The organism is Mycobacterium numidiamassiliense, assembly GCF_900157365.1.
Taxonomy (GTDB): Bacteria; Actinomycetota; Actinomycetes; order Mycobacteriales; family Mycobacteriaceae; genus Mycobacterium; species Mycobacterium numidiamassiliense.
Genome location: NZ_FUEZ01000004.1, coordinates 3,986,295 through 4,011,885 on the forward strand (window position 1 = coordinate 3,986,295; position 25,591 = coordinate 4,011,885).

Genomic DNA, 25,591 nt, shown 5'->3' on the forward strand with positions numbered 1-25,591 from the left:
TATCCAGGCTAGTAGCCGTCATCGACAGGTCCGATGCTGCCGGCGTCCGCGAGCCGTTGGTCGGCGATCGCCTTGATCGTTTCCTGGGTGGTGGAGTTTCCGGTGATGGCGCGCAGGAAATCCTCCCGGCGCAGCCGCCACAGCGTCCCTGCCTGCAGGCACCGCACCGTGGCCGTCCGCGGGACATGGAACAGCAGGGCGATCTCACCGAAGTGCTCGCCCTGCTGCAGCGTCCGGACCTGCCGGCCGTCCACTTCGGCGCCGAAGATTCCCGAGGCGATGAGGAACATGTCCTCGGCGGGCTCGCCTTGCCGCACCACCACGTCGCCGTCGGCGGACTGCAGCGCGACGAGAGCTGAGGCCAGCTGGTTTGCGGCGGCCACGGACAACGGCCTGAATGCCGGCACGTTTCTGATGGCGTCCAGCTCTTCATGGTCAACGGGAGACTGCCGTTCCACCCGCGCCAGGCGCCACAGGGCGTAGACCGCCCCCAGTGCCGCGAAACCGACGGCGAACCAGAGCGTCTCGCGCACACCGATCGCGGCGTTGAGCTGTGCGGCGCACAGGCCGGCGACTCCCGTCACGGTCACGACGATGAGTGCATTGATGCCGACCAGCAGGTCGAGCGATCGCCCCGAGACACTGCGTTGCACCAGCGTGCGTCCACACACCAACTGGTAGGCAAAGCCGATCCCCAGCACGCTCAGGACCGGGAGGGCAACGACCGCGGCCGAGGTGAACGTGAGCACCAACAGCGCCAACGCGGAGCCGACCAGGCTGACCACCAGCGGAAGAGATATCGAGGACCGACCGAGCGACAGGCTGGAGATGCCGCCGATCAGGCCGCCGACACCGACAGCGGCGATCAGCAGCGGAGTCCCGTCGGCGCCCAGGTGCAAAAGGTCGGTCGCGATGCTGGCGACGAGGCTCTGGGCGATGCCGGTCAGGGCCGCGGTGAGTGCCATGACGACGATCACCACCCGGGCGTTCTGCGACCTGCGGAGTACCCCAATACCGCCGGCGAGTTCGGCGAGGACCCGTGAGCGGTCGTTGCCTACCCGGGTGTCTATCCCACTGATGGCGAACAGCGGCCAGGCTCCCAGGACGCAGAGCGCCGCGACGGTCGTCAATGCCCCGGACTGCCCGGAGAACTCGATCGCCACTGCGGCCACACCGGCCCCGACCGAGACGCCGGCAGTCTCGAGAAGGGCCGTGATCGCATTTGCCGCGACCAGCTGGGCCGGCGAGTCCGCGAGCCACGGAAGCAACGCGTCGTTGAGCGCCTTCGGCGCGGATTGGGCGAACCCTTCCAGCGCGATCGCCAGGAACAGCAGCGCGTTGACCGCATGCAGCTCCAGCACCGGAATCACTAGCGCCACTGCGATTCCGCGCACCAAAATGCTGCACGCCAGCACGCGTTCGCGCCGGAAACGTCCCGCCAGCGCGGCGTAGACGGGAGCGCTCATCGCCCCGGTGATCTGCCGGAGGATGATGAACCAGCCGGGGCCGACCGGGCCCAGCTGATCGAAGGTGATGACCAACATCGTCGAAAGCCACGCCACGTTTCCGACGACACCGGCCGCGGTCGACGACACTGACTTGGCGATGTTCGGATTGGCCAGCGCGTCGCGAAATACGGCCCACCGACTTGTTCGTACCGTTACAGATTCGGTCATTTCACCGTCCATCGATTTGCCCGAAGTCGATCTCGCCGGCGTACGCCAGCCGCTGGTTGGCGACGGCGGTGATGGCATCCTCGGCGCTCGTGTTCCCGGAACTCGCCCGCAAGAAGTCTTCGCGGCGCAGCCGCCAGAGCTCACCCGCCTGCGTGCAGCGCACGGTGGCTGTGCGCGGCGCATTGAACAGCAGGGCGATCTCACCGAAGTGGTCGCCGTGATGCAGCGTCCGCACGTGCTGGCCGTCGACGATGGTGTCGAAGAGACCGGAGCTGACGAGAAACATGTCGTCGGCCGGGTCACCTTGTCGGACAACGACTTCGCCCTCGGCGGCGGGTACCGCGACAAGTGCGTCGGCCAGCTGGTTAGCCGCCGCAACGGACAGCGGCCCGAACGCCGCCACGTTTGTGATGGCGGCGAACTCCGCACGATGCGCCGGGGCCTGCTTCTCGACCTGGGTCAGCCGCACCAGGCTGTACACCGCGCCGAGGATCGCCAGGCCGACGGCGATCCGCAGCGTCGCGCGCACTCCCAGGGCGGCGTTCAACTCCGCGGCCAACAGCGCCGAGACCGCGGAGACCGCGACGCCGAGCAACGTGTTGACTCCCACGAGCAGATCCAGTGATCGCCCCGACGCGGTGCTCTGCAGCAAGGTGCGGCTGCTGACTCCCTGGTAGACCATCCCGATGCTGATCACGCTCAGCAGTGGGAGGGCAATGAATTTGCTCGAGACGACCGTGAGGAGGAACAACGCGCCCGCGCACACCAGCAGGCCGATGGTCAGCGCCAGAGACATCGAGCGTCGGCCCAAGGAAAGGCTGGCGATGCCCCCGATGAATCCACCGGCAGTGCCGAACGCGATCAGCACCGGGGTCCCGTCCGCACCGATGTGCAAGAGCTGAGTCGCGATGCTGGTGACGTTGCTGTGCTCGAAGCCGCCGATCACCGCGGTCAACATCAGGATGAGGACGACCGCCCGAGCGTTCGGTAACTTCCGGAGCACACCGAGCCCGCCCGCGAGTTGGCCGAGGAAATGTGAACCGTCGCTGCCGCCGCGGGTATCGACACCCCGGATCGCGAAGAGTGGACCCGCGCCGAGCACCCCGAACACCACCACGATCGCCAACACGACCGTCGGTCCGGACAAATACAAACCCGCCGCGGCCACGCCCGCCCCAACCAGTGCCGCCGCGGTATCGATCAGGGCGGAGAACGCATTCGACGCGACAAGTTGGGCCGGGGTGTCAGCCAGCCACGGCATCAGCGCGTCGTGCAGTGCCCTCGGCGCGGTGTGCGTGAACCCCTCGATGACGATGGGAACGAATAGCAGCACGCTTGGCACGTGAAATTCCAGCACCGGAATCAGCAGGGCCACCGCGACGGCATTGGCGATGAACGACGCGGCCAGTACGCGCTCACGCCGGAACCGGCCCGCCAGTGCGGAATACACCGGAGCGCCGAAGGCGCCGCCGAGTTGCCGCGCCATCAGATACCAGCCTGGGCCGATCGGGCCGAACTGGTCGTAGGTAACGACCAGCAGCGTCGCATTCCACGCCACATGGCCCAGCACGCCGATCGCGATCGCGACTTCGACTTTGACGATGTTCCGATTGGCTAGAGCGTCGCGAACCACAGCCCATCGATTGGGCCGTTTGGGCCGCTCGTCCACGCGCAGAGCGTAGCGCCGTCCGACAAAGGATTGTGAAATTCCGCACGATTCGCCTCAGGCGGAGGTGCCGTTGAGCTGCGCCCTTCTTTTCGCCGCCCAATCGGCCATGGGGAAACCGGGCTTGGTGTCACATGCCGACAGCATCAGCGCCACCCGCGGGACGACGGCCAACCCGTAGTCGCAGGTCCAGTTGGAGCGGGTCATGGTCCACACGAGCACACCATCGGCCGGTGTGGCGAAGTAGCTCAGCCGCATCGGTTGGAAGTCTCCGAGCGGGGCCACGCCGATGGCGTCGCCACGACAATCCGAGACGGCGCTGAAGCCCTTCCAGACCACGTCGTGGGTGTTCAGGTCGTCGCGATAGACGTCGGCCGATTCCGCGTACAGAGCCGGGCCGCCGACGGCATATGCCGACTCGGCGTGGTCGGATGCGCCGGCGGGTATCAGCGGTGAGGCCCTGAAAAGCAGGGCCGCCGCGCACTCCGGTGGCCGAGTGTGGGTGAAGTAGCTGTCCCCCACCGGAATTGCGACCGCGCGCCCGAGCGGGGTTGTGTCGCCATCGTGCAGCAGCAGATCGCGTGCCGGGACCGGCGCAGGCTTGGGCTTGGGCTTGGCGGAGGTGCCGGGCGCGGGCTGGCTGGAGGCCCGGGTCGCCTGCCCGGACACAGACGAGGTGCAGGCGCCCAGTGTCAACGCGACGGCGACTGCTGCGACCGGCGCCCACCGACGACTTGCCATCGGCCGATCGTACGACGATGTCGCCGCGGAAAGTATTCAGTGCGCGCGCAGATCCGGCCGGTAGCGAGCCAGCAGCGACCGGACCGTGTCCATGGCAGCCACCGCCCGGTCCTTGTCGACGGCCTGGATCGCCATCACCGGGACATACTCGTCGTCGGGCAGGTCGACACGTGCCCAGCGGCCGCCAGGGGGAAACGACACATCGACCACCTCGGACCATGGAATCATCCTGTAGCCGAACAGGTTTCGCACCGAGAGGCCGGCGGGTCCGATTCGCAGCGTGGGCCGGGCGAACAACAGCAAGGCCCCTGCGATCACCAGCCCCAGAATGGCCATTGCCACCTGGTCGGCGGTTTGGAAGATCACGCCGCTGGCCCCATTCTTGAGCAGGAAGCCGACCGCGATATGCACCACCGCGATCAGAAACGCTGCGGCATAAACGAATATCGGGGTCAGGTGCGGACGCAGTTCGACATCCCACGCGTCATGGGACGCCGGGCTCACGACCGAATGCGTAGGTCTCGTAGGGTCAGCGCGGCGGTCAGGGCCGCCCCGGCCGCCTGTGCTCCCTTGTCCTCCGCGGACGACGGAAGCCCGGCCCGATCCAACGCCTGCTCCTCGGTGTTGGTGGTGAGCACGCCGTTGCCCACCGGTGTCGATGTGTCCAGGGAGACCCGGGTCAGGCCCTGGGTCACCGCGTCGCAGACGTATTCGAAATGCGGTGTGGCGCCCCGGATCACGACACCGAGCGCGACGACGGCATCGTGGTTGCGGGCCAGCTCCTGGGCCACCACCGGGATCTCCACGGCCCCGTGCACACGGACCACCGTCGGGTTGTCGATGCCCGACTCCGTGGCCACCTTGCGGGCACCGGCCAGCAGCGCCTCACAGATGGTGCTGTGCCACGAGCTGGCGACGATGCCGAGGCGCAGATCAGACGCGTCCACTGCCGCGACTTGCGGCTCGCCGCTTCCGCTCACTTGCGCCCCTCCTCAGCATCGCTGCGCGCTGCATCGTCGCGGATGCGGCCGCTCACAGGGCGCCGCCGAATTCGCCTGGCAGATGGACGGATTCGTGAAATTCGTCCAGCCCGGCCAAGTCGTGTCCCATCTTGTCGCGTTTGGTCATCAGGTAGCGGATGTTCTCGGCGTTGGCCCGTACCGGCAGCGAGACGCGCTCGATGATGTGCAGTCCGTAGCCGTCCAGCCCGACCCGCTTGGCGGGATTGTTGGTCAGCAGCCGCATAGAGCGGACCCCCAGGTCGACCAGGATCTGCGCGCCGATTCCGTAATCCCGCGCGTCGGCGGGCAACCCGAGCTTGAGGTTGGCGTCCACGGTGTCTTCGCCGGCGTCCTGCAGCTGGTAGGCCTGCAGTTTGTGCATCAGGCCGATGCCGCGCCCCTCGTGACCGCGCATGTACAACACCACGCCGCGGCCCTCGCGCGCGACCATCGCCATCGCGGCGTCCAGCTGAGGTCCGCAATCGCAACGGCGCGAGCCGAACACGTCGCCGGTCAGGCACTCGGAGTGCACGCGGACCAACACGTCGTCGCCCTCGCCGTTCGGGCCCGGGAGGTCGCCGCGCACCAACGCCACGTGTTCGACGTCCTCGTAGATGCTGGCGTAGCCGATGGCGCGAAACTCCCCGTGCCGCGTCGGGATGCGGGCTTCGGCGATGCGCGCGATGTGCTTCTCGTGCTTGCGCCGCCACTCGATGATGTCGGCGATGGTGATCAGCGCAAGGTCGTGTTCGTCGGCGAAGACCCGGAGTTCGTCGGTCTGGGCCATGGCGCCTTCGTCCTTCTGGCTGACGATCTCGCAGATCGCGCCGGCGGGTTGCAGCCCCGCCATGCGGGCGAGGTCGACCGCGGCCTCGGTGTGGCCGGGCCGACGAAGGACGCCGCCGTCCTTGGCGCGCAGCGGAACCACGTGACCGGGACGGGTGAAGTCGTTGGCGACGCTGGTGGGGTCGGCCAAGAGCCGCATCGTGGTGGCCCGATCGGACGCCGAGATCCCGGTGCCCACACCATTTCGCGCATCGACGGTCACGGTGTAGGCAGTGCCGTGCTTGTCCTGGTTCACCGCGTACATAGGCAGCAGTCCCAGCCGGTCGCAGATCTCCCCGTCCAGCGGCACGCAAAGATAGCCCGAGGTGTAGCGGACCATGAAGGCCACCATCTCCGGGGTGGCTTTCTCGGCGGCGAAGATCAGGTCGCCCTCGTTCTCGCGATCCTCGTCGTCGATGACGACCACGGCCTTACCCGCCGCTATGTCGGCAACCGCCCTTTCGACGGAGTCCAACCTGGTCATCCCTGCTACCTTGCTGTCGCACCGGGTCACACGCGAAGCACGTGTTGCTCTCAGTATGAACCACGACGCCCCCGCAGTTATTGCCGCGGTTTTCGGCGAGACGATACCCGTCACGCGCACCGCACCGCCGCGGCGAGCTCTGGGAGTGCATCTCGGGCCGCCGGAACGCCCTGCCCAGCGAAATCGCCCGGCAACGGAGACGTCTCGATTGCGTCGCATGCCGGTATCGACGCGTTTAGCGCCGGTTGTCGTGGGGAATCGATGGTGGCATGAAAACTGCTATGCGAACGGGGCCGTGGTTACGCCTGTGTACGGGCGTGCTGGCGGCCGGTGGTGTTGCCGCGTCCACTCTCGGGCTGGCCGCGGGGGTCGCGCAAGCGGCGCCTTCTCCTGTCCCCACGTATCACTGGTGCCCGGGTGATCAGTGGAACGAGTCCTGGGGTCCGTATCAGAACTGGAACACCTGCCACGACTGGGAAGGGAACAACCCGGCCGGTTGGGGAGCGCCCCCGTGGGCGCCCCCGCCGCCGCCTCCGCCGCCGTGGGCGCCGTGGGCCCAGATCGTCTGGAACCCGGGTGCGAATCATTGGGGCTACTGGAACGGCCCTGTCTGGATCCCGGTGTAGCCGGACGTCGGACCTGAGTGAGTGAAAGCAGGTCGCGGCGGCTCGAGGGGGCCGCCCGCGGCCTGTTTTCCGTTTGACGGGCAAGGCTACGCGGCGGGCTCGCGACGTTGATACACCGTCACTCGATCTCGCTGGGGCCACCATTTCACCGGTTGACGGGAATCAATTTCCGTCCAGTCTCTATCGATAATCATGTGCATCGCGTCATTGCCGTTGGCACCGCCAGGTCCCTCGCCGATGTAAATGACACGTTGTCCTTGGTAGGCCAGCAATGTCCGCTGGCCGACATCCTGGCCGTGGGGCGGCCACGAGAGAAATAGCGTCCGGTCGGAGTGCAGCGCCACGGCCTCGGCGCAGTCCCTCGCACAGACGTCGGCATAGAGGTCCTCGCCATGCCAACCATTGACGTGCAACATCGCGCCCGGCTTCAGGTCGTAGCACACGACGTCCACACCGAGCTGTCCAAGCACATAGGCCCAATAACCAGTCCCCGCAATAGGATCGACCAGGCCGTTGTGCGCGTGCTGGGCTACGAACTCCACGGTCTCGGGGTCGGGAATACTCCAGCTGTACTTCCTGACGAGCGCTTGCCGGTTCGGCGAACGGGCCAGGTTCTCTTGGACCGTGCGCTTGAGGTCGTAGAACCCGACCACCGGGCCGCCCCCGAGGCGTGTGTCGGTCTCAACGGAATCCTTGACCGTGTCCCAATACGGATTGTCGATGGCCATTCGAACGTCCTTATGTTGCGCTTCTGAACTAATGTGGCTTCAGGTCGTGTCGCCCCGAGGTCGGGCAGGTTAAATCGGCTATCCGCGATTGTCTGCCGTGCCGCCGACGCGGTTAGCCGCAACCCGTCGTCCGCCTGCTGGGCTGCCTTCATTGCGCTGTTCGGCAGGTGTGGGTCCGCGCCGGTGAGCCGGTGAGCCCCTACGCAGGGCCACGCTTTCACAATCCCTGTACCCAGGAGTTGAGCATTCGTTAATTCAGTGAGCTGGATCAAACGGACCACGTTGGGCGATGGGACGGAGCAGAATCCGAATTCGTAGGGCCCAAACTTGGAGTACGTGAATTGGATGAAAAGAATGAAGAAAATCATAACTTGCGCTTCAATCGTATCTTTCGGCTTCTGTGCATCAATATTTCTCCCGGCCGGATCGGCTCACGCTGACCTCTGCCCGTATCCCGGCGTTGGGTCCGGTGGCGGCGCTTTGTTCGGGCAGGGCGGCTTCTGCGACTACCCGACCGAGATCAACGGCTCGCATATGCATTGCGAGGCAGGTGGTTTCGGCGTCAACGGCATTCTCGGTGCCGCTAACGGCGGCGGTAGCTTCGCATTCGGTGGCGCCGGTATCGGCGCTCTTAGTTGTACGTGGCGCTGTCCAGACGGCGCGATGGCACCGGCACCTAACCCGCCAGGGTTGTGGAGGGAATACATGGTGGTGATGAACTCTACGAATTTCTGCAAGGACCACATGGCACCGAACGGTTTTTGGGGTGAACCGGTTTTAGCGACTGAGGGAGTCCCGCCAGATGAGCGACCAACGGAAGCACCGGAAATACCGGGACGACCGATCCCGAAACCGGGACCACCAGCACCCGCGTTGCAAGTAACACCGGGGATACCAGGAGCGCTAACACCAGGGATACCGAATCCGTAATGGACCGGCAGGCAGCGTGGATTGCGTGTATGGACTGCCACTGTAGGGTTTGAGATCTTTGATTTTATGCCCATCAGCTGGGCTTATGCGCTATGCGCCGCTCAACAGAGCGCGCGGGCCACGTTGATGGACGAGGCGACGCAGTTGGCTCGCCGCGTTAATACACTGCTGTGGCCACCATTTCCGTCGTCGCCGGTGCCCAATGCAGCAAACCGTTGACGCCCTCCATGATTGGCGTCGCCGGGCTGCTGACCTAGCCGCTACCAACTGTGTTGCGGCAGTGGGGTATTCGAGAATGCGCTCAGTCCCGTAGCGCGCGTCCCTGCGCGTCCGGAACCTTGCCCAGAAGGATCATGATTCCGTCGACGAACGGCCACAAGGCGCCGATTCCGAGGGTGCAAACGGACACCAGGAGTTGCACGATGCCGATGGTTGTGTAGCCGAGGTAAAAACGACCTATCCCAAAACCGCCCACGAAAATCTGCAGCAAACCCGCCACCAACTTGCTCTTGTCCGACAGTGGCTGGCCCGAGGGGCCGACCCCATGCGCGGGCCCGCCGTTCGGGTCCGGGTACCGGCCGGGCGTCGGTGCGTGACTCGTCATATTTGTTCTCTCTCTATTGAATGCTTCCGGATTCGGTGCGCTGGATGCTCTGCGTGCCGTGGTCGGTTGGGGCAGCCACGGACACCGGCCGGTGGCCGGTCTCGGCAATACTCAGCGCGATGCCTTGGAGCATTCTCAAAACATCCTTGGAATACGCAGCTTCAGTGACCACGCTCCTTCTCGCCGCGGCGCTATTTCTTCAAAAGGAGCCGCTCAACATACTTGGCGATGACGTCCACTTCGAGGTTCACCCGGGTGCCGACGGGTGCGCTGCCCAGGGTGGTCAGCTCCCGAGTCGTCGGGATCAGCGACACCTCGAACCAGTCCCGCGGTGCGGCACCAAGGCCGGAGACCGTCAAAGAGATCCCGTCGACGGTGATCGACCCCTTCTCGACGACGTAGCGCGCGACCTCGGCGGGGATCTCGATGCGCACCACCTCCCAGTTCTCGGACGGCGCCCGGGCCACGACCTGGCCGGTGCCGTCGACGTGCCCCTGCACGATGTGCCCGCCGAGCCGGCTGTTGACGGCCGCGGCGCGCTCCAGGTTCACCCGGCTGCCGGGCTCCAGCGCGCCCAGGTTGGACCGGTTCAGGGTCTCGGCCATCACGTCGGCGGTGAATTGCCCGTCGGCCAGCAACTCGGCGACCGTCAGGCACACGCCGTTGACGGCGATCGAGTCGCCATGGCCGGCGTCCGCGGTGACGACGGGTCCGCGAATGGTCAGGCGCGCCGCGTCGTTGAGGACATCCCGGCCGGTGACCTCTCCGAGTTCCTCGACAATTCCGGTGAACATCGCACCAGGCTAATTGGCCGGCGCTCTGGCTGGTGAGCGGCCACTACAGAGGCGCCAGACCCTCGCGCCCGGCGGCGCTGCGGGCCCCGCGTTCCCGGGTCCGGTTACCGGCACCCTCTACGATGCAGGGTATGCAGACTCGCCGCCGTCTATCGGCCGTCCTCGTCTCCTTCATCTTCGCCACCGCCTTGATCGCCGGCTGCTCGTCCGGCTCGCAGCAGAGCGGCGGACCGTTGCCCGATGCCACCACATTGGTGAAGCAATCCGCCGACACGTCCAAGAACGTCAAGAGCGCGCACCTGGTGCTGTCGGTCCAGGGCAAGATTCCCGGGCTGCCGATCAAAACGCTGAACGGTGACCTCACCCTCACGCCGAGCACTGCGGCGTCGGGCAATGCCCTGCTGAGTTTGGCGGGCTCGGACATCGACGCCCAGTTCGTGGTCTACGACTCGGTGCTGTACGCCACGCTCACCCCGAACAAGTGGAGCGATTTCGGTAAGGCCTCCGATGTGTACGACGTCTCGGCGATCCTGGCCCCGGACACCGGTGTGGCCAACGTGCTGGCGAACTTCACCAACGCCAAGGCTGAGGGCCGCGAGACCATCAACGGGCAGAGCACCATCAAGATCAGCGGAAACGTCTCGGCGGATGCGGTGAACAAGATCGCGCCGTCCTTCGCCGCGTCGCAGCCGGTGCCGAGCACCGTCTGGATTCAGGAGTCGGGCGACCACCAACTGGTCCAGGCCAACCTGCAGAAGAGCTCGGGCAACAGTGTCCAGATGACCTTGTCGAATTGGGGCCAGCCGGTCACGGTCACCAAGCCTCCGGTGAGCTGATGATTTCGCGAGCAGGACGCGGAGTCGCGATCGGCGCCGGCAGCCTCGCCGTACTGCTGGGCGCCCTTGACGCCTACGTCGTCGTCACGATCATCCGCGACATCATGCGTGACGTCGGGATTCCGGTTAACCAACTGCAGCGCATCACCTGGATCATCACGATGTACCTGCTGGGTTACATCGCCGCCATGCCGCTGCTCGGCCGGGCTTCGGACCGGTTCGGCCGCAAGCTGCTGCTGCAGGTCAGCCTGGCCCTGTTCATGGTCGGCTCGGTCGTCACGGCGCTGGCCGGGCACTGGGGCGACTTCCATATGCTCATCGCCGGCCGCACCATCCAGGGCGTGGCCAGTGGCGCGTTGCTGCCGGTCACGCTGGCCCTGGGCGCCGACCTGTGGGCACAGCGCAACCGTGCCAGCGTGCTGGGCGGTATCGGTGCCGCGCAGGAGCTCGGCATGGTGCTGGGTCCCCTCTACGGGATCGCCATCGTCTGGTTGTTCCACGACTGGCGGTACGTGTTCTGGCTCAACGTCCCGCTGACCCTGATCGCGATGGTGATGATCCAGTTCAGCCTGCCGTCGCGGGATCGCGCCGAAGCGCCGGAGAAGATCGACATCGTCGGTGGCGTGTTGCTCGCGGTGGCGCTGGGCCTGGCAGTGGTCGGGCTCTACAACCCAGCGCCCGACGGCAAGCAGATACTGCCCAGCTATGGGGCCCCGTTGGTGATCGGCGCGATCGCCGTCGGCGTGGCGTTCATCATCTGGGAGCGCTTCGCACGCACCAAGTTGATCGAGCCGACCGGGGTGCACTTCCGGCCGTTCCTGGCCGCGCTGGGCGCATCGCTGTGCGCGGGCGCGGCCCTGATGGTGACGCTGGTCGACGTGGAGCTGTTCGGCCAGGGCGTGCTGCAGATGGATCAGACCCGGGCGGCCGGGTTGCTGACGTGGTTCCTGATCGCGCTGCCGATCGGGGCCGTGCTGGGTGGGCTGATCGCCACCAAGATCGGCGACCGGGTCATGACCTTCGTCGGATTGCTCATCGCGGCGTACGGCTACTGGCTGATCCACTACTGGCGGCTGGACGTGCTGAACCAGAAGCACGACGTCTTCGGGTTGTCCCTGCCCGTGTTGCATGTCGACCTACTGGTGGCCGGCGTGGGGCTTGGCCTGGTGATTGGACCGCTGACGTCGGCAGCATTGCGCGTCGTTCCCCCGGCCCAACACGGAATCGCCTCGGCCGCAGTCGTAGTGGCCCGCAATACCGGCATGCTGATCGGGATCGCCGCGCTCAGCGCCTGGGGGCTGTACCGCTTCAACCAGATCGTGGCCGGCCTGTCCGCCGAGATCCCGCCGGACGCCACCCTGCTGGAACGCATTGCCGCCCAAGCGACCCTGTACCTGAAGGCATTCGCCGGCATGTACGGCGACATCTTCGCGGCGACCGTCGTGATCTGTGTGGTGGGCGCGCTGCTGGGTCTGCTTCTGGGCAGCCGCAAAGAACACGCCGACGAGCCGGAAGTGCTTGAGGAGCAGACGGTCTCGCTCGGCGAGCGTTAGCCGCTGTTCGGCACCAGGCTGAGCAGCAGATCCGGACCGATCCGGTCGGTGCCGTCGAACTGCCAGCGCAAAGCCTTGGCGATGGTCGGCACCCCCACGTCGTCGACGGCGGTTATGGGGCCGCCCAACAGGATTGGCGCGACGTAGACGAGGATCCGGTCGATCAGCCCGGCCCGCAGGAAGGCTCCGGCGAGGGTGGGGCCGCCCTCCAGCAGAACATCGGTGCGGTCCGCAAGCGCTTGTAAAACCTCCGCGGGATCGTGAGTCCGAATCACCATCGTCCGCGAATCGTCGTTGAGAACCTTTGCCTCTGAATGTATTTCGCGCTTGCCGACCACGATGCGCAGTGGTTGTTTGTCGGCCAGCGAGCCGTCGGGAAGCCGGGCGGTCAGTGCCGGATCGTCGGCCAGCACGGTGCCGGTGCCGACGATGATCGCGTCCGACACCGCCCGGCGGCGATGCAGGTCCAGGCGTGAGGCCTCGCTCGAGATCCACTGGCTCGAGCCGTCGGCGGCCGCGCTGCGGCCATCGACACTGCTGGCGTATTTCCACGTGACATGCGGCCGCCCGGTCCGTTGCTTGTGCAGCCACTCGCGCAGTGGTCCGGCCACCACCTCGTCGCGCAGCACTCCTGACCGCACCTGCACGCCCGCTTCCGAAAGCCGGTCCGCCCCGCCGGCCGCGATCTTGTTGGGATCGCTGACCGCATAGACCACGGTCGCCACACCGGCTTCGAGCAGGGCGTCCACGCACGGCGGCGTCTTGCCATGGTGGTTGCACGGCTCCAGGGTCACCACCGCGACGCCGCCTGCGGCCAGCCGCCCCGCGCGCCGCAGCGCCAGCACCTCGGCATGGTCGCCACCGGCCGGCGCGGTGCCGCCTGCCCCGACCACTTGACCGTCGCGGTCCAGGATGACGGCCCCGACCGGCGGATTCGGATACGTGGAGCCCTTGACCTGGCGAGAGTGCTCGATGGCCAGACGCATCGCTGCTTCGATGCCGGGTTCCTCCACGCTCATCCGCGTAGGTGTGGCGACGCGGCCGCGGCCTGACGTCGCAATGCCTCGACGGCGGCCTCCGGGTCCTGTGCGCCGTAGACGGCGGAGCCGGCGACAAAACAGTCCACGCCCGCCTCTGCAGCCTGCTCGATGGTGTCGGCGTTGATGCCGCCGTCGATTTCGACGAGGATCGTCAGCTCCCCCGCGTCGACCAATTTGCGGACAGTACGCACTTTTGAAAGCACGTCGGGGATGAAGTGCTGGCCGCCGAAGCCGGGCTCGACCGACATGATGAGCAGGGTGTCGAAGTGCGGCAGGATTTCCAGATACGGCTCCAGCGGCGTCTTCGGCTTCACGCTGATTCCAGCCTTCGAGCCCGCGGCGCGGATGTCGCGGGCCACTCCGACCGGATTGTCGGTGGCCTCGGCGTGGAAGGTGACGTTGTAGGCGCCCGCTTCGGCGTACGGCGGTGCCCACCGATCCGGATTGTCGATCATCAAATGGCAGTCCATCGGGATGCGAGTTGCGGCCAGCAGGCTCTCGACGACCGGCAAGCCGATGGTCAGGTTCGGCACGAAATGGCCGTCCATCACGTCGACGTGCAACCAGTCGGCACCGGCCACGGCGGCCGCCTCGTCGGCGAGCCGGGCGAAGTCGGCGGCCAGGATCGATGGCGCTATCAGGGGTCCCGCGATGCTGCCAGGCATGTGCGACAGCGTACTGAGCCCCGCCGCGGGGTGCTCACGTCAGTCGCTGCTACCCCGCTTCGCGGCGCAGCGCCGCCGCGACGGGGTTCTTCGTGTCGCCGCCGCGCTACCCCGCTTCGCGGCGCAGCGCCGCCGCGACGGGGTTCTTCGTGTCGCCGCCGGGCTACCCCGCTTCGCGGCGCAGCGCCGCCGCGAACATGGCGTCGGTGCCGTGCCGGTGCGCCCACAGCTGGACGTAGGGCCCCCCGCCGAAGGTCGCCGGCTCGAACAACGGCCGGGCATCCAGCGCGGACACCGGATGACGGCGCAGCGCGTCGGCGACGACGCCGACGGTTTCGGCGAGGTGCGGCGAGCAGGTCGCGTAGAGCACCACACCCCCGGGCCGGGTGAGCGTGATCGCGGCGGCCAGCAGCTCGCGCTGCAGCTTGGCCAGCGTCGACACATCCGCAGGCTGACGCCGCCACCGCGCCTCGGGGCGGCGCCGCAGGGCGCCCAGCCCGGTGCAAGGCGCGTCCACGAGCACGCGGTCGAAGGTCGGCTCCAGGCCGGTGTCCCGCCCGTCGACGCGCAGCACCTCGACCGGGAGGCCTCGAGTGTTCTCGACAACCAGATCGGCGCGAGCGGGCGCCGGCTCGATCGCCGTGACCCGGGCGCCGGACTCGGCGCCGATCGCGGCCAGCAGTGCGGTCTTGCCGCCCGGCCCGGCGCAGAGATCGAGCCAGCGTCCGCTGTCCCCTTCGACGGGTGCCAGGGCCACGGCGCGGGCCACCAACTGGCTACCCTCGTCCTGAACCAGGGCCTGGCCGTCGCGCACCGCCGCCAGCCGTCCGGGGTCACCGCCCGGCAGGTAGACGGCATACGGCGAGTACCGGCCGACGGTTCCGCCCACCGCATCGGCCAGCTCGCCTGCGGTCAGCACCCCGGGCCGCGCCGCCAGGTGCACTTGCGGGCGTTCGTCGTCGCTGGCCAGCAGGGCCCCCAGCTCTGCCGCATCGGCGCCCAGCGCGTCGGCGAACGCCTGGGCGATCCATCGTGGGTGGGAGTGTACGAAAGCGGCGTGCCCGATCGGATCCGAAGACCGGTCGGGCGCCAACTCGTCGACCCACGACGACGCGTCGCGCCCGGAGATCGTGCGCAGCACGCCGTTGACGAAACCCGCTCGCGCCGAATCGAATTCGATGCCCGCCTGTTCGACGGTGGTGGAGACCGCTGCGTGTGCGTCGACCCGGGTGCGCAGCAGTTGGTAGGTGCCGAGCCGCAGCAGATCGAGCAGCGCAGGATCGATCGCCTCCGGGGGCCGTCCGGCGGCCGCTCCGATGACCGCGTCGAGCAGGCCGCGGGTGCGGCAGGTGCCGTAGGTCAGCTCGGTGGCGAAGGCCGCGTCGCGGCCGGTGATACCCCGGTCGCGCAGCAACGCGGGCAACGCCAGGTTCGCGTACGCGTCGCGCTCGCTGACGGCGCGCAGCACCTGCAACGCGGCCGCGCGCGCCGGATCGAGCGGCCGGCGCCGTCTTGGCGGGGAAGGCCTGCGCTGCTTCGGGTTTGGGCTCATGATGCGCGGGCGGCGTCGTCCAGCCGGGCGCCGCGCGCCCAGTCGACCGCGTTCATCAGCTTCTTGCCGGGCGGCTGAATCTGGTTCAGCCGCACAGGATCCGAGCCGGTGCCGATCCAGACGTGCTTACGATCGACGTGAATAGCGCCGGGCGCCAAGGATTCCGCGACACCTGGGTCGACGAGCACCGGCCCGAGTTTGACGCGCAGATCACCGATCTGGGTCCAGGCGCCGGGGTTTGGCGTGACGGCACGGATGCGACGCTCCACCACCTGCGCCGGCAGCTCCCAGTGCACCCGGGCCTCCTCGACGGTGATCTTCGGCGCGATGCTGACTCCGTCGGCCGGTTGCGGTCGCGGTGTCAGCGTCCCGTCGGCGACGCCGTCCAGCGTGGCCGACAGCAGTGCCGCACCCGAAAGGGACAGTCGCTCAAGTAGATCGCCCGCGGTGTCGGTCGGGCGGATCGTCTCTGTGACGACGCCGTAGACCGGCCCCGAGTCGAGGCTCGGCTCGATCTGGAATGTCGTCGCCCCGGTGATGGCGTCCCCCGCGGCGATGGCGGCTTGCACCGGTGCCGCTCCGCGCCAGGCGGGCAGCAACGAGAAGTGCAGGTTGATCCAGCCCCGCGGCGGCACCGCGAGTAAAGCCTCGCGCAGCAGCGCGCCATAGGCCACCACGGCGCAGCAGTCCGGCGCGATCTCCGTCAGCCCTTTGACGAACTCTTCGGAGTTGGGGCGCGACGGTTGCAGCACGTGGATGCCGTGGTCCAGTGCCATCCGGGCCACCGGCGACGGCTCCGGCTTGCCGCGCCGCCCGGAAACGGCGTCGGGCCGCGTCAGAACGGCGACGACCTCATGGTGAGGCGAGTCGATGAGCTGACGCAGCGAGGGCAGCGCAGGTTCCGGAGTGCCGGCAAAGACGAGACGCACCGACCCAGTCTAGGAAGTTCCCAACCCCTTCGACGCGCCCTGGCCAGAACATAGTCGACGTGTACTATTGCTAATGCATACTATTTCTTGTAGTTACCAACAAGGCACTGCTGACGACAACGATGTCCGGTGCGCAGCCGTTACCTCTCAAGGAGGTCTGATGACTCTCGACTCCACCATCCCCGCTGACCACAAACTGGCGGCCACCCACCGGGGCATTTGGGCACTGGGCGACTACGCGCTGATGGCCGAGGAAGTGATGGCACCGTTAGGCCCAATCTTGGTCAGGGCCACCGGTATTGGACCCGGCGTTCGAGTCCTTGACGTCGCTGCGGGCTCAGGCAACATCTCGCTGCCGGCCGCGAAGACGGGCGCGGAAGTCGTGTCCACCGACCTCACCCCGGAGCTGCTGGACCGGTCCAAGGTCCGGGCCGAGGCGCAGGGTTTGACGATCGACTATCGCGAGGCCAACGCGCACGCCCTGCCGTTTGGCGACGGCGTGTTCGACGTCGTGATGTCGGCGATCGGCGTGCAGTTCGCCCCGGACCATCAGCGTGCGGCCAACGAGCTGGTCCGCGTCTGCCGTCCCGGCGGGACGATCGGGGTGATCAGCTGGACCCGGGAAGGATTCTTCGGGCAGATGCTGGCCACTATCCGGCCATATCGGCCCAGCCTGTCGCAGGCCGTGCCCCCGGCCGCGCTGTGGGGACGTGAGAGCTACGCTGCCAAGCTGCTGGGCCCTCGGGTCCAACGGGTCGCCACGACGCGGGGGCTGTTGCCGGTCAAGCGATTTGACCGCGCCGAGGCCGTGCACAAGTACTTCAAGAACCACTACGGCCCGACGATCGAGGCGTATGCGAACATCGGCCACAATCGAGTGCTGGCCGCCGAGCTCGACGCCCAACTCGTCGAACTCGTGCGCGAGTATCTGACCGACGGTGTGATGGGCTGGGAGTACCTGTTGCTCACCGCGGAAAAACGATGACTGGTCCTACAGGTCGATGTCGAGCCCCGCGTCGGGTTCGCCGCCGGCGGCGGTGAACGACGTGAGGGCCCGCACCAGTCCGTGCCGGTCCGCCGCGGGCATCTTCTCTACGATTTCCGCAATCTCGGCGCGCCGGTAGGCGGTGACGCGGCGAACGACGTCGCGGCCGCGTTTGGTCAGTGTCGCGAGCAGTTCGCGCCGGGACGTGGGGTGCGGGAGGCGATCGATCAGTCCGGAGGCGACGAGGCGGTCGACCATGCGGCCGGTGGCCGACGGCTGCACGCCGAGCAGGTTGGCCAGCGTCGCCAGGTTGATCGGCCCCCGATTGGAGAGGATCACCAGCGTCCGGAACTGCGCCATGGTGATGGAGTCGTCGACCTGCGCGATGGAGCGAACCGACATGCCCACCAGCAGCCGCGAGGCCGTCAACAAAGCATCGGTGATGACGTCGAGCGACTCGTTGGCTTCCGTCGCATTTTCCGTCGGCATCAAGGCACCCCTCTCCCGGGTCGTTTTCCGGGCGTCGCGGGCTGAAACCAGGAAGTGTACAGCCTTCCCAATGTCGTAAGAAGTAATTGTTTCTCATGCATACTATCGTCGCCTGGACGGATTCGCGCGACGACATCGCCCAGGCACGACGGGCGCCTTCGCCGCAGCGGTCGGGCTGGGCCTCTCGCGACGGTCGTCGCGCTTCCGGCGGTGGCGGCAGCCGACAGTAGGACGCAGACATATGACATCTGGAGTCTGACCAGTACCGCGCTGAATATCACCGGCCACGACAAAGCCAAGGACTACAACACGGTACCGGCAGACAAGCTCCCGCAGGACAAGGTCATTCCACCGGGCAAAAATCTGCAGATAACCGTGGCGATAGGGCAAGGGCTGATCACAAACTTCGCGGGCAGCCAGCCGGCCCAGCAAGGGGGTACGCAGTGTGCGTTCCCGGAGACACGCGGATCACCGCATGCGGGGTAACCAGCGGCAACAACGTCCAAGCCCTGGCCGACGCGCCGGGTACGACCATCAACGTCCCCGCCTCCGATACGCAGAAGCAGACCGAGCTCAGGTCGGCGTTCTGCGACCATCCGTATCGCCAGACTCTGCAGATCCAGTGCAAGGACTTCGCCGGCGCCAAGCTCGTCATCGCGGGGAACACGACCTGGACCCGGCCGGCCGGTAGATGAAAAGCGCAGCTGGACAACAGAATTGCAGCGCGCCAAGTCGCTCTAACCGATGTGCAGCGGGTCGATCTGAACCCGCACCGGCTCATGCGCTTGCCGCGCACTGAGCACACCGACACCGCGGCGCAGGCTCGCGGCCAGCGCCAGACCCTCCTCCCGCGGCACCCGCACCAACATCCGGATCACCGGCACGCCGGGCGGGGTGGCGGCGGGCCGGCGCGCCCCCGTCGGCAGGTCGACCGGGCCGAGCCGCTCGGCGCCGTCGGGCAATCGGGCCTCGTCCAGCAATGCCGCCACCGCGTGGGCGGAGCCGTCGATGGCGGCCATGTGCACACTGGGCGGCAGCCCGACTTCGGCGCGAGCCGTCAGGTCGGCCTCAGCATGGCCCACCGGATCCCACCGGATCAGGGATTGCACTGTGGGAATCGATGATTCGGCGATCACCGTCACCACACCGCCATCGCCGCGGGCACGGACCAGTGCGGCGGCCGTCATCCAGCGCCACAACGCATCCTCCGCGGCGCGCAGGTCTTGGCGTCCCAACAGCGCCCAGGTGTCCAGCAGCAGCGCCGCCCCGTAACCGCCAGCGGCGCGGGGTTCGGCGCCGGGGGTGGCGACGACCAGGGCCGGACGACCGGCGACCTCGGCGACGATGGAGTCGCCCGCCGAGGTGATGACCGGAGTACCGGCGAACGCGCGGCCGAGCTCTTCGGCGGTGCGCCGGGCCCCGACGACCACCGCGCGCACCGCGTCCGACCCGCAGCGTGTGCACCGCAGCGTCGACTCGGCGCGGCCGCACCAGCGGCAGACCGCACCCGGTCCGTATTCCTGTAGCGACAACGGGCCGGTGCAGTGCCGGCAACGGGCGACGGTCCGGCAACGCCCGCACGCCAGCGAAGGGATGTAGCCACGCCGTGGCACCTGGACGAGCACGGGCGCCTCGGCCTCCAGCGACGCGCGGGCGGCCCGCAGCGCGATGGACGGAATGCGCGCGGTGCGAGCCGCCGGGTCGCGCTCGTCGTCGTAGCCGGTGTCGTCGAGCGCGATCACCCGCGGCGTCCGGGCTCGTACCACCGGGCGGGTGGCGACGAGGTCCTGCGCCCACCCGCTGCGCACCAGGGCGTGAGCTTCGGCGGTCCGGGCGTAGCCGCCGATCAGCGCCGCGCACCGCGCTTGATGTGCCCGCAGCATCGCCACTTCCCGCGCGTGCGGGTAGGGCGCCCGCGGTTCGGCCAGGCTGTCGTCGGCGTCGGCCCACACCATGACCAGACCCAGGTCGTTGAGCGGCGCGAACACCGCGCTACGGGTCCCGATCACCAGCCGCGCCGTGCCCCGCAGCGCGGCCAGCCAACGCCGGTAGCGCGCGGCGGGCCCCAGCCCGGCCGACAGGGCCACGACGCTGTTCTCGTCGATCCGAGCTGTCGCGGCCCGCGACAGCTCGTCCAGATCGCGTTGATCGGGCACGATGGCCAGCACCGACCGTCCGGCGCGAATGGTTTGCGCGGCGGCCTCGGCGAATCGCTCCGCCCACAGCTCTCCCGGCAGCGCCTGCCAGACACCGCGCGCGGCACGCGACTCGGCCAGGGCCGCCAAGAATTGGCCGCCGCGGCCGTACAGGTCCCACGGCGACGGGTCGACGGGCCCCGGCAGTGCCGGCCCCGACGGCGCCACCACGGGCTCGCGCTCCACCCTGGCGTGCCGGGGCGGTACCGCCAGCCGCAACACATCGGGCCGCGTCCCCGCGTAGCGAGCCGCCACGGCATCGACCAGTCGCCGGATCTCGGTGGTGAGCACCGGCTCCGGGGACACCACGCGGTCGAGCCAGCCCAGCTTGCCGACGTGGTCGGTGTCGTGGCGGCGTTCCAGCACGAAACCGTCGACTAGCCGGCCGTGGAATCGCACCCGCACCCGCACCCCGGGCTGGGCATCGTCGGACTGCTCGGCCGACACCAGGTAGTCGAACTCGCGATCCAGATGCGGGACCGACAGCATCGGTAACACCCGGGCGATCGGTTCCACCTCGACAGGGGTGCGCGCGGTCGTGGTCACGACGCCCTCCGGCCACGAACGGCATTGCTAGTCAACATGTTTACCGCAAGGCGACACCCTAGCTGCTACCACCGACATTCAGGCGGCGGCGGGCTCGGTGCCGTCGTCAACGGCGTCGGCATCGTCGGCATCGACCTGTCGACCGAAGAAGAACCCCGCCGTGATCAGGACCTGGGCCGCAGCGTAGAACCACCAGATCGGCACGGCCAGTGCCTCGTTGCCGAGGATGAACCGGCCGATCGCAATCATCGCGTCCGACACCGCGAAGCTCACCGCGCCCACCGCCACCCAGACTGTCGGCAACCGCGCCAGCAGCGCCGTGCACACCATGATCGTCAGCACGCCGATGTAGGCCGTGACCGGAATCGTCAGCTGGTCGCGGCCCAGGTGGGGCCAGAACCAGTACAACAACCCGATCGACGCCCCACACATCAACACCACCAAGACCATGCGCGCCCGCGACAGCGCACCCTTGGCCGCCAGCGGGAGCAGCGCGCCGACGAAGCACACGTGGGCCACCAGAAATGCGCCCAGCCCCAGCATGAACGACAGCGGCCACCACGGGATGGCCAGCAGCCAATCGCCGACGGCCGACGACAGCAGCGCGGGCATCAGCCAGCGCCGCTCGCGGACAACCGGGTGCGCGACCGCCGCGACGGTCAGCAGCAATGCCATCAACGCCTTGAACGGCGGCTGCAGTATCCAGTGCCCGGTCAGTGCGGTGCCCGGCGGCGAGCGCAGCGCGATCACGGTCAAATAGATGCCGTAGGCCAGGCCGGCCCAGCCGGCCGCCACCCAGCCGCCGGCCACCAGGCCTGGTGCGTACGGTACTTCCATGCCCAGCTCAGACGACGCAGCCGACGACGAACGCTCGATCGACCCCATCCTGGTGAAGGTACTCGATGCGGTTCCGTTCCGGCTATCAACCGACGACGGCATCGAGGCTGCGCGCCAGCGGTTTCGCGACCTGCCGCGCCGCCCGTTGCATCCCGAGCTGCGTGTCGAAGACCGCGACATCTCAGGCCCGGCGGGCCCCCTGGCGATCCGAATCTATTGGCCGACAACGGACTCCGCGGCACCTCTGCCCGCCATCGTGTTTTTCCACGGCGGCGGCTTCGTCATCGGCGACCTCGACAGCTACGACGGCACCTGCCGCCAGCATGCGGTGGGCACCGAGGCGATCGTGGTGTCGGTGGACTACCGGTTGGCGCCCGAGCATCCCTATCCGGCCGCCGTCGAAGACGCTTGGGCCGCAATGCTCTGGGTGGCCGAGCACGCCGCCGAGATCGGTGCCGAACCCACCCGTATCGCGGTCGCCGGCGACTCCGCGGGCGGCAACATCGCGGCGGTGATGGCACAGCAGTCGCGCGATAATGCCGGGCCGGGCCTGGTCTTTCAGCTGTTGTGGTATCCCTCGGTACTGTGGGATTCGTCGCTGCCGTCGTTCACCGAGAACGCCGAAGCGCCGATCTTGGACTCCGCGGCGATCGCCCAGTTCTCCCGTTGGTACGCAGGCGATGTCGACCTGCTGAACCCGCCGCCCGGCATGGCACCGGGACGGGCGACGAACTTGGCCGGCCTGCCCGCGGCCTACATCGGGGTGGCCGGCCACGACCCGCTGCGCGACGACGGCATGCGCTACGGCGAGCTGCTGGCCGCCGCCGGCGTGCCCGTCGAGGTGCATAACGCGACGACGATGGTGCACGGTTACCTCGGCTACGCGGGCATCGTTCCCGCCGCCACCGCCGGGATGGATCGGGGGCTCGCGGCGCTGCGCAATGCGCTGCATAAGTGAACACAAAGCGTACGGTGGACGAATGATTGAGCGGCCCCTCGCCCGACCAGACATCGACCCCACGTTCAAGGCGTTGCTCGACGCGTTCACGATGACGTTCAACGCGGACGACGGCGTCGAGCTCGCCCGCGCCCGGCTGAGCCAGCTCAAGGTGCCGGAGGAAATGCTGCCGGAGCTGCGCATCGAGAACCGGACGATCGCCCATGGCGACCTCACCGACATTCCGGTCCGGATCTACTGGCCACCGGACAGCGACGCGCCCCCGCCCGTCGTCGTCTTCTTCCACGGCGGCGGTTTCGCCCTGGGTGACCTGGACACTCACGACCCCGTCGCTCGCATGCACGCGCTCGGCGCCGAGGCCATCGTGGTGTCCGTCGATTACCGCCTCGCCCCCGAACACCCGTTCCCGGCCGGCGTCGACGACAGCTGGGCCGCCCTGCAGTGGGTCGGCGAGCACGCCGCCGAACTGGGCGGCGACCCGGCCCGGATCGCCGTCGCCGGTGACTCCGCGGGCGGCAACCTCGCGGCGGTCACCGCGCTGCTGGCCCGCGACAACGGCGGGCCGAGTCTGACCTTCCAGCTGCTCTGGTACCCGGTCGCCACCGCTGACCTGTCGCTGCCCTCCCACACCGAGAACGCCGAAGCGCCGGTGCTGGACCGTGTGGTCATCGAGGCGTTCCTGGCCTGGTACCTGCCTGAACTCGACATCGACGTCGACCCGAAGACGTTGCCCGTCACCTTCGCCCCGGCCAACGCCGCCGACCTGTCGGGTTTGCCGCCCGCCTACGTCGGGACGGCGGAGCACGATCCGCTGCGTGACGACGGGGCACGCTACGCCGAGTTGCTCAGCGCCGCAGGTGTGCCCGTCGAATTGAGCAACGAGCCGACCATGGTGCACGGCTACGCCAGCTTCGCGATGGTGATCCCGGCCGCCGCTGAGGCCACCGAGCGTGGGCTTCGGGCGCTACGGAAAGCGTTGCACCCCTAGGCAGGTGTCACCGTCGTTGGGTTAGAGTTCCCAGCAGAGGTGAAGGGGGCAGCGGTGTCGAAGGAGTTTTCGTCTCTCGACGAACCACTTCGGGAATTCATCGCCGAGCAGGCGATGTTCTTCGTGGCCACCGCGCCGTCCGAAGGTGGACGAATTAACCTGTCCCCCAAAGGATATCAAGATACATTCGCCGTTCTCGACGAGCACACGGTGGCCTATCTGGATCTATTCGGCAGCGGCGCGGAGACCATCGCGCACCTGCGCGACAACGGGCGGATCACCATCATGTTCTGCTCGTTCACCCGCAACTCGCGCATCTTGCGGCTATTTGGCACCGGCCGGGTCGTTCGCCCGGACGACGCCGAATTTCCTGATCTAGCAGCACATTTCGGCGACCAGCATCCCGGCACCCGCGCCGCCATCGTCGTCGACGTGCAGCGGATCGCCGACGCGTGCGGGTACGCGGTGCCCTACTACGATCTGGTCGACGAACGCCCGGTGCTCGACAAGGCCCACGCCAAGGCCACCGACGAGAAGTGGGCCAGCTCCGTCGAGCGCAACCGGCACAGCATCGACGGGCTGCCCGCGCTCGACCGCGACCACCCGCCGCCGCCCAAAACCGAAGGCGCAGAGGTCCCGAAGCGCTAGATGGCCCGCTTGAGGTCGTCGACCTTGTCGAGGCGTTCCCACGGCAGGTCGATGTCGGTGCGGCCGAAGTGCCCGTAGGCCGCCGTCTGCGCGTAGATCGGCCGCAGCAGGTCCAGGTCGCGGATGATCGCGCCGGGCCGCAGGTCGAAGACCTCGGGCACGATCTTCTCGATCTTGACCGGGTCGACCGTCGCGGTGCCGAAGGTTTCGATGAACAGACCGACCGGGGCGGCCTTACCGATGGCGTAGGCCACCTGGACCTCGACCCGCTCCGCCAGCCCGGCGGCGACGATGTTCTTGGCCACCCAGCGCATCGCGTACGCCGCCGAGCGGTCCACCTTGGACGGATCCTTGCCGGAGAAGGCGCCACCGCCGTGGCGGGCCCAGCCGCCGTAGGTGTCGACGATGATCTTGCGGCCGGTCAGGCCGGCGTCACCCATCGGGCCGCCCAGGACGAACTTGCCGGTCGGGTTGACCAAAACGCGCGTCGACGACGAATCCAGGGTGTCGTGGGCCAGCTCCTCGAGCACGGTATTGAGCACGTGCCGGCGGATGTCGGGGTCCAGCGTCTTCTCCAGGTCGATACCGTCGGCGTGCTGGGTGGAGACCACCACGGTGTCCAGTCGCACCGGGACGTTGTCCTCGTAAGCGATGGTGACCTGCGTCTTGCCATCGGGCCGTAGGTAGGGCAGCGTGCCGTCCTTGCGGACCTCGGTCAGCTTCCGGGATAGCCGGTGCGCCAGCGCGATCGGCAGCGGCATCCGCTCTGGGGTGTCGTTGATGGCGTAGCCGAACATCAGGCCCTGGTCCCCGGCGCCCTGGGCGTCCAGGGGGTCGCCGGCGCCCTCCACGCGGGCCTCGTGGGCGCTGTCGACGCCCTGGGCGATATCGGGCGATTGCGCGCCGATCCCGATGTTCACCCCGCACGTCGTGCCGTCGAAGCCTTTGTCCGACGAGTCGTAGCCGATGTCGAGAATGCGTGCACGCACCGTGTTGGTGATGTCGGCGAACGCCTCCTTGGCGGTCGTCGTGACCTCACCCACGACGTGCACCTGCCCTGTGGTCACCAGGGTCTCGACCGCGACGCGGGAGCGGGGGTCGTCCGCCAGCAGCGCGTCGAGGACCGAGTCGCTGATCGCATCACAGATCTTGTCGGGGTGTCCCTCGGTCACCGACTCACTGGTAAACAGCCGACCCGTCTCGCTCACTGAAGTGATCCTTCCCATCGTCCGAATGTTAGTTAGGCAAATTATTTTAGTCGCATCAAATTACGCCGGGCTCAGCCGGGCGTGCAC

At 67.8% G+C, this 25,591-nt stretch carries 25 protein-coding genes; 8 read left to right on the forward strand and 17 right to left on the reverse strand.

The window, feature by feature from the left end; genetic code table 11:
* Positions 1 to 8: 8 nt before the first annotated feature.
* Genes MNAB215_RS26920 through MNAB215_RS26945 form a run of 6 tightly spaced genes read right to left on the reverse strand, consistent with a single transcriptional unit; the run spans position 9 to position 6,393 of the window.
* Positions 9 to 1,676: a cyclic nucleotide-binding domain-containing protein gene (locus MNAB215_RS26920; protein WP_165691617.1), complete on the reverse strand. Its 1,668-nt coding sequence runs from the start codon at positions 1,674 to 1,676 to the stop codon at positions 9 to 11.
* A 1-nt stretch (position 1,677) separates the two neighbouring features.
* On the reverse strand, positions 1,678 to 3,345 hold the full coding sequence (locus MNAB215_RS26925) for a cyclic nucleotide-binding domain-containing protein (protein ID WP_077081486.1): 1,668 nt from the start codon (positions 3,343 to 3,345) through the stop codon (positions 1,678 to 1,680).
* 54 nt (positions 3,346 to 3,399) lie between these two features.
* Complete coding sequence (locus tag MNAB215_RS26930; protein ID WP_077081487.1) at positions 3,400 to 4,083, reverse strand: hypothetical protein; 684 nt, start codon at positions 4,081 to 4,083, stop codon at positions 3,400 to 3,402.
* Between the two features lie 36 nt (positions 4,084 to 4,119).
* Complete coding sequence (locus MNAB215_RS26935; RefSeq protein ID WP_077081488.1) at positions 4,120 to 4,587, reverse strand: PH domain-containing protein; 468 nt, start codon at positions 4,585 to 4,587, stop codon at positions 4,120 to 4,122.
* The gene (gene ribH / locus MNAB215_RS26940) at positions 4,584 to 5,063 is read right to left on the reverse strand and encodes a 6,7-dimethyl-8-ribityllumazine synthase (RefSeq protein ID WP_077081489.1); all 480 of its coding nucleotides are present in this window, start codon (positions 5,061 to 5,063) and stop codon (positions 4,584 to 4,586) included. Before ribH ends, MNAB215_RS26935 begins: the two co-directional genes overlap by 4 nt.
* A 52-nt stretch (positions 5,064 to 5,115) precedes the next feature.
* Positions 5,116 to 6,393, reverse strand: coding sequence for a bifunctional 3,4-dihydroxy-2-butanone-4-phosphate synthase/GTP cyclohydrolase II (locus MNAB215_RS26945; RefSeq protein WP_077081490.1), 1,278 nt, complete (start codon positions 6,391 to 6,393; stop codon positions 5,116 to 5,118).
* A gap of 269 nt (positions 6,394 to 6,662) precedes the next feature.
* Here MNAB215_RS26945 and MNAB215_RS26950 point away from each other — a divergent pair, with 269 nt between their 5' ends.
* Complete coding sequence (locus MNAB215_RS26950) at positions 6,663 to 7,019, forward strand: Mtp family mycobacterial-type pilin (protein ID WP_077081491.1); 357 nt, start codon at positions 6,663 to 6,665, stop codon at positions 7,017 to 7,019.
* A gap of 86 nt (positions 7,020 to 7,105) precedes the next feature.
* Here the strand turns inward: MNAB215_RS26950 and MNAB215_RS26955 are convergent, their stop codons facing one another.
* The 3 genes from MNAB215_RS26955 to MNAB215_RS26965 all read right to left on the reverse strand — a co-directional run bounded on the left by MNAB215_RS26955 (position 7,106) and on the right by MNAB215_RS26965 (position 10,075).
* A complete protein-coding gene (locus tag MNAB215_RS26955) occupies positions 7,106 to 7,747 on the reverse strand; it encodes a hypothetical protein (RefSeq protein ID WP_077081492.1) in 642 nt (213 codons plus the stop codon).
* A 1,231-nt stretch (positions 7,748 to 8,978) separates the two neighbouring features.
* Positions 8,979 to 9,281: a TM2 domain-containing protein gene (locus tag MNAB215_RS26960; RefSeq protein WP_077081493.1), complete on the reverse strand. Its 303-nt coding sequence runs from the start codon at positions 9,279 to 9,281 to the stop codon at positions 8,979 to 8,981.
* Between the two features lie 191 nt (positions 9,282 to 9,472).
* Positions 9,473 to 10,075 carry a riboflavin synthase gene (locus MNAB215_RS26965; protein ID WP_077081494.1) on the reverse strand — a complete coding sequence of 201 codons (603 nt, stop codon included), beginning with the start codon at positions 10,073 to 10,075 and terminating at the stop codon, positions 9,473 to 9,475.
* Positions 10,076 to 10,206: 131 nt separating this feature from the next.
* On the opposite strand from MNAB215_RS26965, the gene MNAB215_RS26970 reads away from it, so the two are divergent.
* Together MNAB215_RS26970 and MNAB215_RS26975 are read left to right on the forward strand one after the other, a co-directional pair.
* Positions 10,207 to 10,911 (forward strand): LppX_LprAFG lipoprotein, encoded by a 705-nt coding sequence (locus MNAB215_RS26970; protein WP_077081495.1) that lies wholly within the window; start codon positions 10,207 to 10,209, stop codon positions 10,909 to 10,911.
* Positions 10,911 to 12,464, forward strand: coding sequence for an MFS transporter (locus tag MNAB215_RS26975; RefSeq protein WP_077081496.1), 1,554 nt, complete (start codon positions 10,911 to 10,913; stop codon positions 12,462 to 12,464). Before MNAB215_RS26970 ends, MNAB215_RS26975 begins: the two co-directional genes overlap by 1 nt.
* Here MNAB215_RS26975 and ribD read toward each other — a convergent pair.
* The 4 genes from ribD to fmt form a co-directional block, all read right to left on the reverse strand.
* The gene (ribD, locus tag MNAB215_RS26980) at positions 12,461 to 13,483 is read right to left on the reverse strand and encodes a bifunctional diaminohydroxyphosphoribosylaminopyrimidine deaminase/5-amino-6-(5-phosphoribosylamino)uracil reductase RibD (protein WP_077081497.1); all 1,023 of its coding nucleotides are present in this window, start codon (positions 13,481 to 13,483) and stop codon (positions 12,461 to 12,463) included. The two genes, MNAB215_RS26975 and ribD, sit on opposite strands and share 4 nt — an antisense overlap.
* Positions 13,480 to 14,178: a ribulose-phosphate 3-epimerase gene (rpe, locus tag MNAB215_RS26985; RefSeq protein ID WP_108637712.1), complete on the reverse strand. Its 699-nt coding sequence runs from the start codon at positions 14,176 to 14,178 to the stop codon at positions 13,480 to 13,482. The genes ribD and rpe overlap by 4 nt, the downstream gene beginning before the upstream one ends.
* A gap of 154 nt (positions 14,179 to 14,332) precedes the next feature.
* Positions 14,333 to 15,721 (reverse strand): RsmB/NOP family class I SAM-dependent RNA methyltransferase, encoded by a 1,389-nt coding sequence (locus MNAB215_RS26990; protein ID WP_077081499.1) that lies wholly within the window; start codon positions 15,719 to 15,721, stop codon positions 14,333 to 14,335.
* Positions 15,718 to 16,650, reverse strand: a complete 933-nt coding sequence (gene fmt, locus MNAB215_RS26995) for a methionyl-tRNA formyltransferase (RefSeq protein ID WP_077081500.1) — start codon at positions 16,648 to 16,650, stop codon at positions 15,718 to 15,720. The genes MNAB215_RS26990 and fmt overlap by 4 nt, the downstream gene beginning before the upstream one ends.
* 160 nt (positions 16,651 to 16,810) lie before the next feature.
* On the opposite strand from fmt, the gene MNAB215_RS27000 reads away from it, so the two are divergent.
* Positions 16,811 to 17,635: a class I SAM-dependent methyltransferase gene (locus MNAB215_RS27000; RefSeq protein WP_077081501.1), complete on the forward strand. Its 825-nt coding sequence runs from the start codon at positions 16,811 to 16,813 to the stop codon at positions 17,633 to 17,635.
* A 6-nt stretch (positions 17,636 to 17,641) separates the two neighbouring features.
* Here MNAB215_RS27000 and MNAB215_RS27005 read toward each other — a convergent pair whose 3' ends face one another.
* Positions 17,642 to 18,127: a MarR family transcriptional regulator gene (locus tag MNAB215_RS27005; protein ID WP_108637713.1), complete on the reverse strand. Its 486-nt coding sequence runs from the start codon at positions 18,125 to 18,127 to the stop codon at positions 17,642 to 17,644.
* 440 nt (positions 18,128 to 18,567) lie between these two features.
* Between MNAB215_RS27005 and MNAB215_RS27010 the strand changes: the two genes are divergently transcribed.
* Complete coding sequence (locus MNAB215_RS27010; RefSeq protein WP_077081503.1) at positions 18,568 to 18,819, forward strand: hypothetical protein; 252 nt, start codon at positions 18,568 to 18,570, stop codon at positions 18,817 to 18,819.
* Positions 18,820 to 18,861: 42 nt separating this feature from the next.
* Here the strand turns inward: MNAB215_RS27010 and MNAB215_RS27015 are convergent, their stop codons facing one another.
* Positions 18,862 to 20,808: a primosomal protein N' gene (locus tag MNAB215_RS27015; protein ID WP_077082375.1), complete on the reverse strand. Its 1,947-nt coding sequence runs from the start codon at positions 20,806 to 20,808 to the stop codon at positions 18,862 to 18,864.
* A gap of 135 nt (positions 20,809 to 20,943) precedes the next feature.
* Complete coding sequence (locus MNAB215_RS27020) at positions 20,944 to 21,702, reverse strand: lysoplasmalogenase (RefSeq protein WP_077081504.1); 759 nt, start codon at positions 21,700 to 21,702, stop codon at positions 20,944 to 20,946.
* Here MNAB215_RS27020 and MNAB215_RS27025 point away from each other — a divergent pair.
* Genes MNAB215_RS27025 through MNAB215_RS27035 form a run of 3 tightly spaced genes read left to right on the forward strand, consistent with a single transcriptional unit; the run spans position 21,701 to position 24,296 of the window.
* The gene (locus tag MNAB215_RS27025; protein WP_077081505.1) at positions 21,701 to 22,660 is read left to right on the forward strand and encodes an alpha/beta hydrolase; all 960 of its coding nucleotides are present in this window, start codon (positions 21,701 to 21,703) and stop codon (positions 22,658 to 22,660) included. The two genes, MNAB215_RS27020 and MNAB215_RS27025, sit on opposite strands and share 2 nt — an antisense overlap.
* 22 nt (positions 22,661 to 22,682) lie before the next feature.
* Entirely contained in the window at positions 22,683 to 23,648 is a 966-nt protein-coding gene (locus MNAB215_RS27030; RefSeq protein WP_077081506.1) for an alpha/beta hydrolase, read from the forward strand.
* Between the two features lie 54 nt (positions 23,649 to 23,702).
* Entirely contained in the window at positions 23,703 to 24,296 is a 594-nt protein-coding gene (locus tag MNAB215_RS27035; RefSeq protein WP_077082376.1) for a pyridoxamine 5'-phosphate oxidase family protein, read from the forward strand.
* Here the strand turns inward: MNAB215_RS27035 and metK are convergent.
* The gene (metK, locus tag MNAB215_RS27040; RefSeq protein ID WP_077081507.1) at positions 24,293 to 25,504 is read right to left on the reverse strand and encodes a methionine adenosyltransferase; all 1,212 of its coding nucleotides are present in this window, start codon (positions 25,502 to 25,504) and stop codon (positions 24,293 to 24,295) included. The genes MNAB215_RS27035 and metK overlap by 4 nt on opposite strands.
* Between the last annotated feature and the right edge of the window lie 87 nt (positions 25,505 to 25,591).

Coding starts and splice junctions, on each gene's coding strand:
- MNAB215_RS26920 (WP_165691617.1), bottom strand. CDS start 1,676: ATGACCGAATCTGTAACGGTACGAACAAGTCGGTGGGCCGTATTTCGC.
- MNAB215_RS26930 (WP_077081487.1), bottom strand. CDS start 4,083: ATGGCAAGTCGTCGGTGGGCGCCGGTCGCAGCAGTCGCCGTCGCGTTG.
- MNAB215_RS26945 (WP_077081490.1), bottom strand. CDS start 6,393: ATGACCAGGTTGGACTCCGTCGAAAGGGCGGTTGCCGACATAGCGGCG.
- MNAB215_RS26950 (WP_077081491.1), top strand. CDS start 6,663: ATGAAAACTGCTATGCGAACGGGGCCGTGGTTACGCCTGTGTACGGGC.
- MNAB215_RS26955 (WP_077081492.1), bottom strand. CDS start 7,747: ATGGCCATCGACAATCCGTATTGGGACACGGTCAAGGATTCCGTTGAG.
- MNAB215_RS26960 (WP_077081493.1), bottom strand. CDS start 9,281: ATGACGAGTCACGCACCGACGCCCGGCCGGTACCCGGACCCGAACGGC.
- MNAB215_RS26965 (WP_077081494.1), bottom strand. CDS start 10,075: ATGTTCACCGGAATTGTCGAGGAACTCGGAGAGGTCACCGGCCGGGAT.
- MNAB215_RS26970 (WP_077081495.1), top strand. CDS start 10,207: ATGCAGACTCGCCGCCGTCTATCGGCCGTCCTCGTCTCCTTCATCTTC.
- MNAB215_RS26975 (WP_077081496.1), top strand. CDS start 10,911: ATGATTTCGCGAGCAGGACGCGGAGTCGCGATCGGCGCCGGCAGCCTC.
- ribD (WP_077081497.1), bottom strand. CDS start 13,483: ATGAGCGTGGAGGAACCCGGCATCGAAGCAGCGATGCGTCTGGCCATC.
- MNAB215_RS26990 (WP_077081499.1), bottom strand. CDS start 15,721: ATGAGCCCAAACCCGAAGCAGCGCAGGCCTTCCCCGCCAAGACGGCGC.
- MNAB215_RS27000 (WP_077081501.1), top strand. CDS start 16,811: ATGACTCTCGACTCCACCATCCCCGCTGACCACAAACTGGCGGCCACC.
- MNAB215_RS27015 (WP_077082375.1), bottom strand. CDS start 20,808: ATGCTGTCGGTCCCGCATCTGGATCGCGAGTTCGACTACCTGGTGTCG.
- MNAB215_RS27025 (WP_077081505.1), top strand. CDS start 21,701: ATGCCCAGCTCAGACGACGCAGCCGACGACGAACGCTCGATCGACCCC.
- MNAB215_RS27020 (WP_077081504.1), bottom strand. CDS start 21,702: ATGGAAGTACCGTACGCACCAGGCCTGGTGGCCGGCGGCTGGGTGGCG.
- MNAB215_RS27030 (WP_077081506.1), top strand. CDS start 22,683: ATGATTGAGCGGCCCCTCGCCCGACCAGACATCGACCCCACGTTCAAG.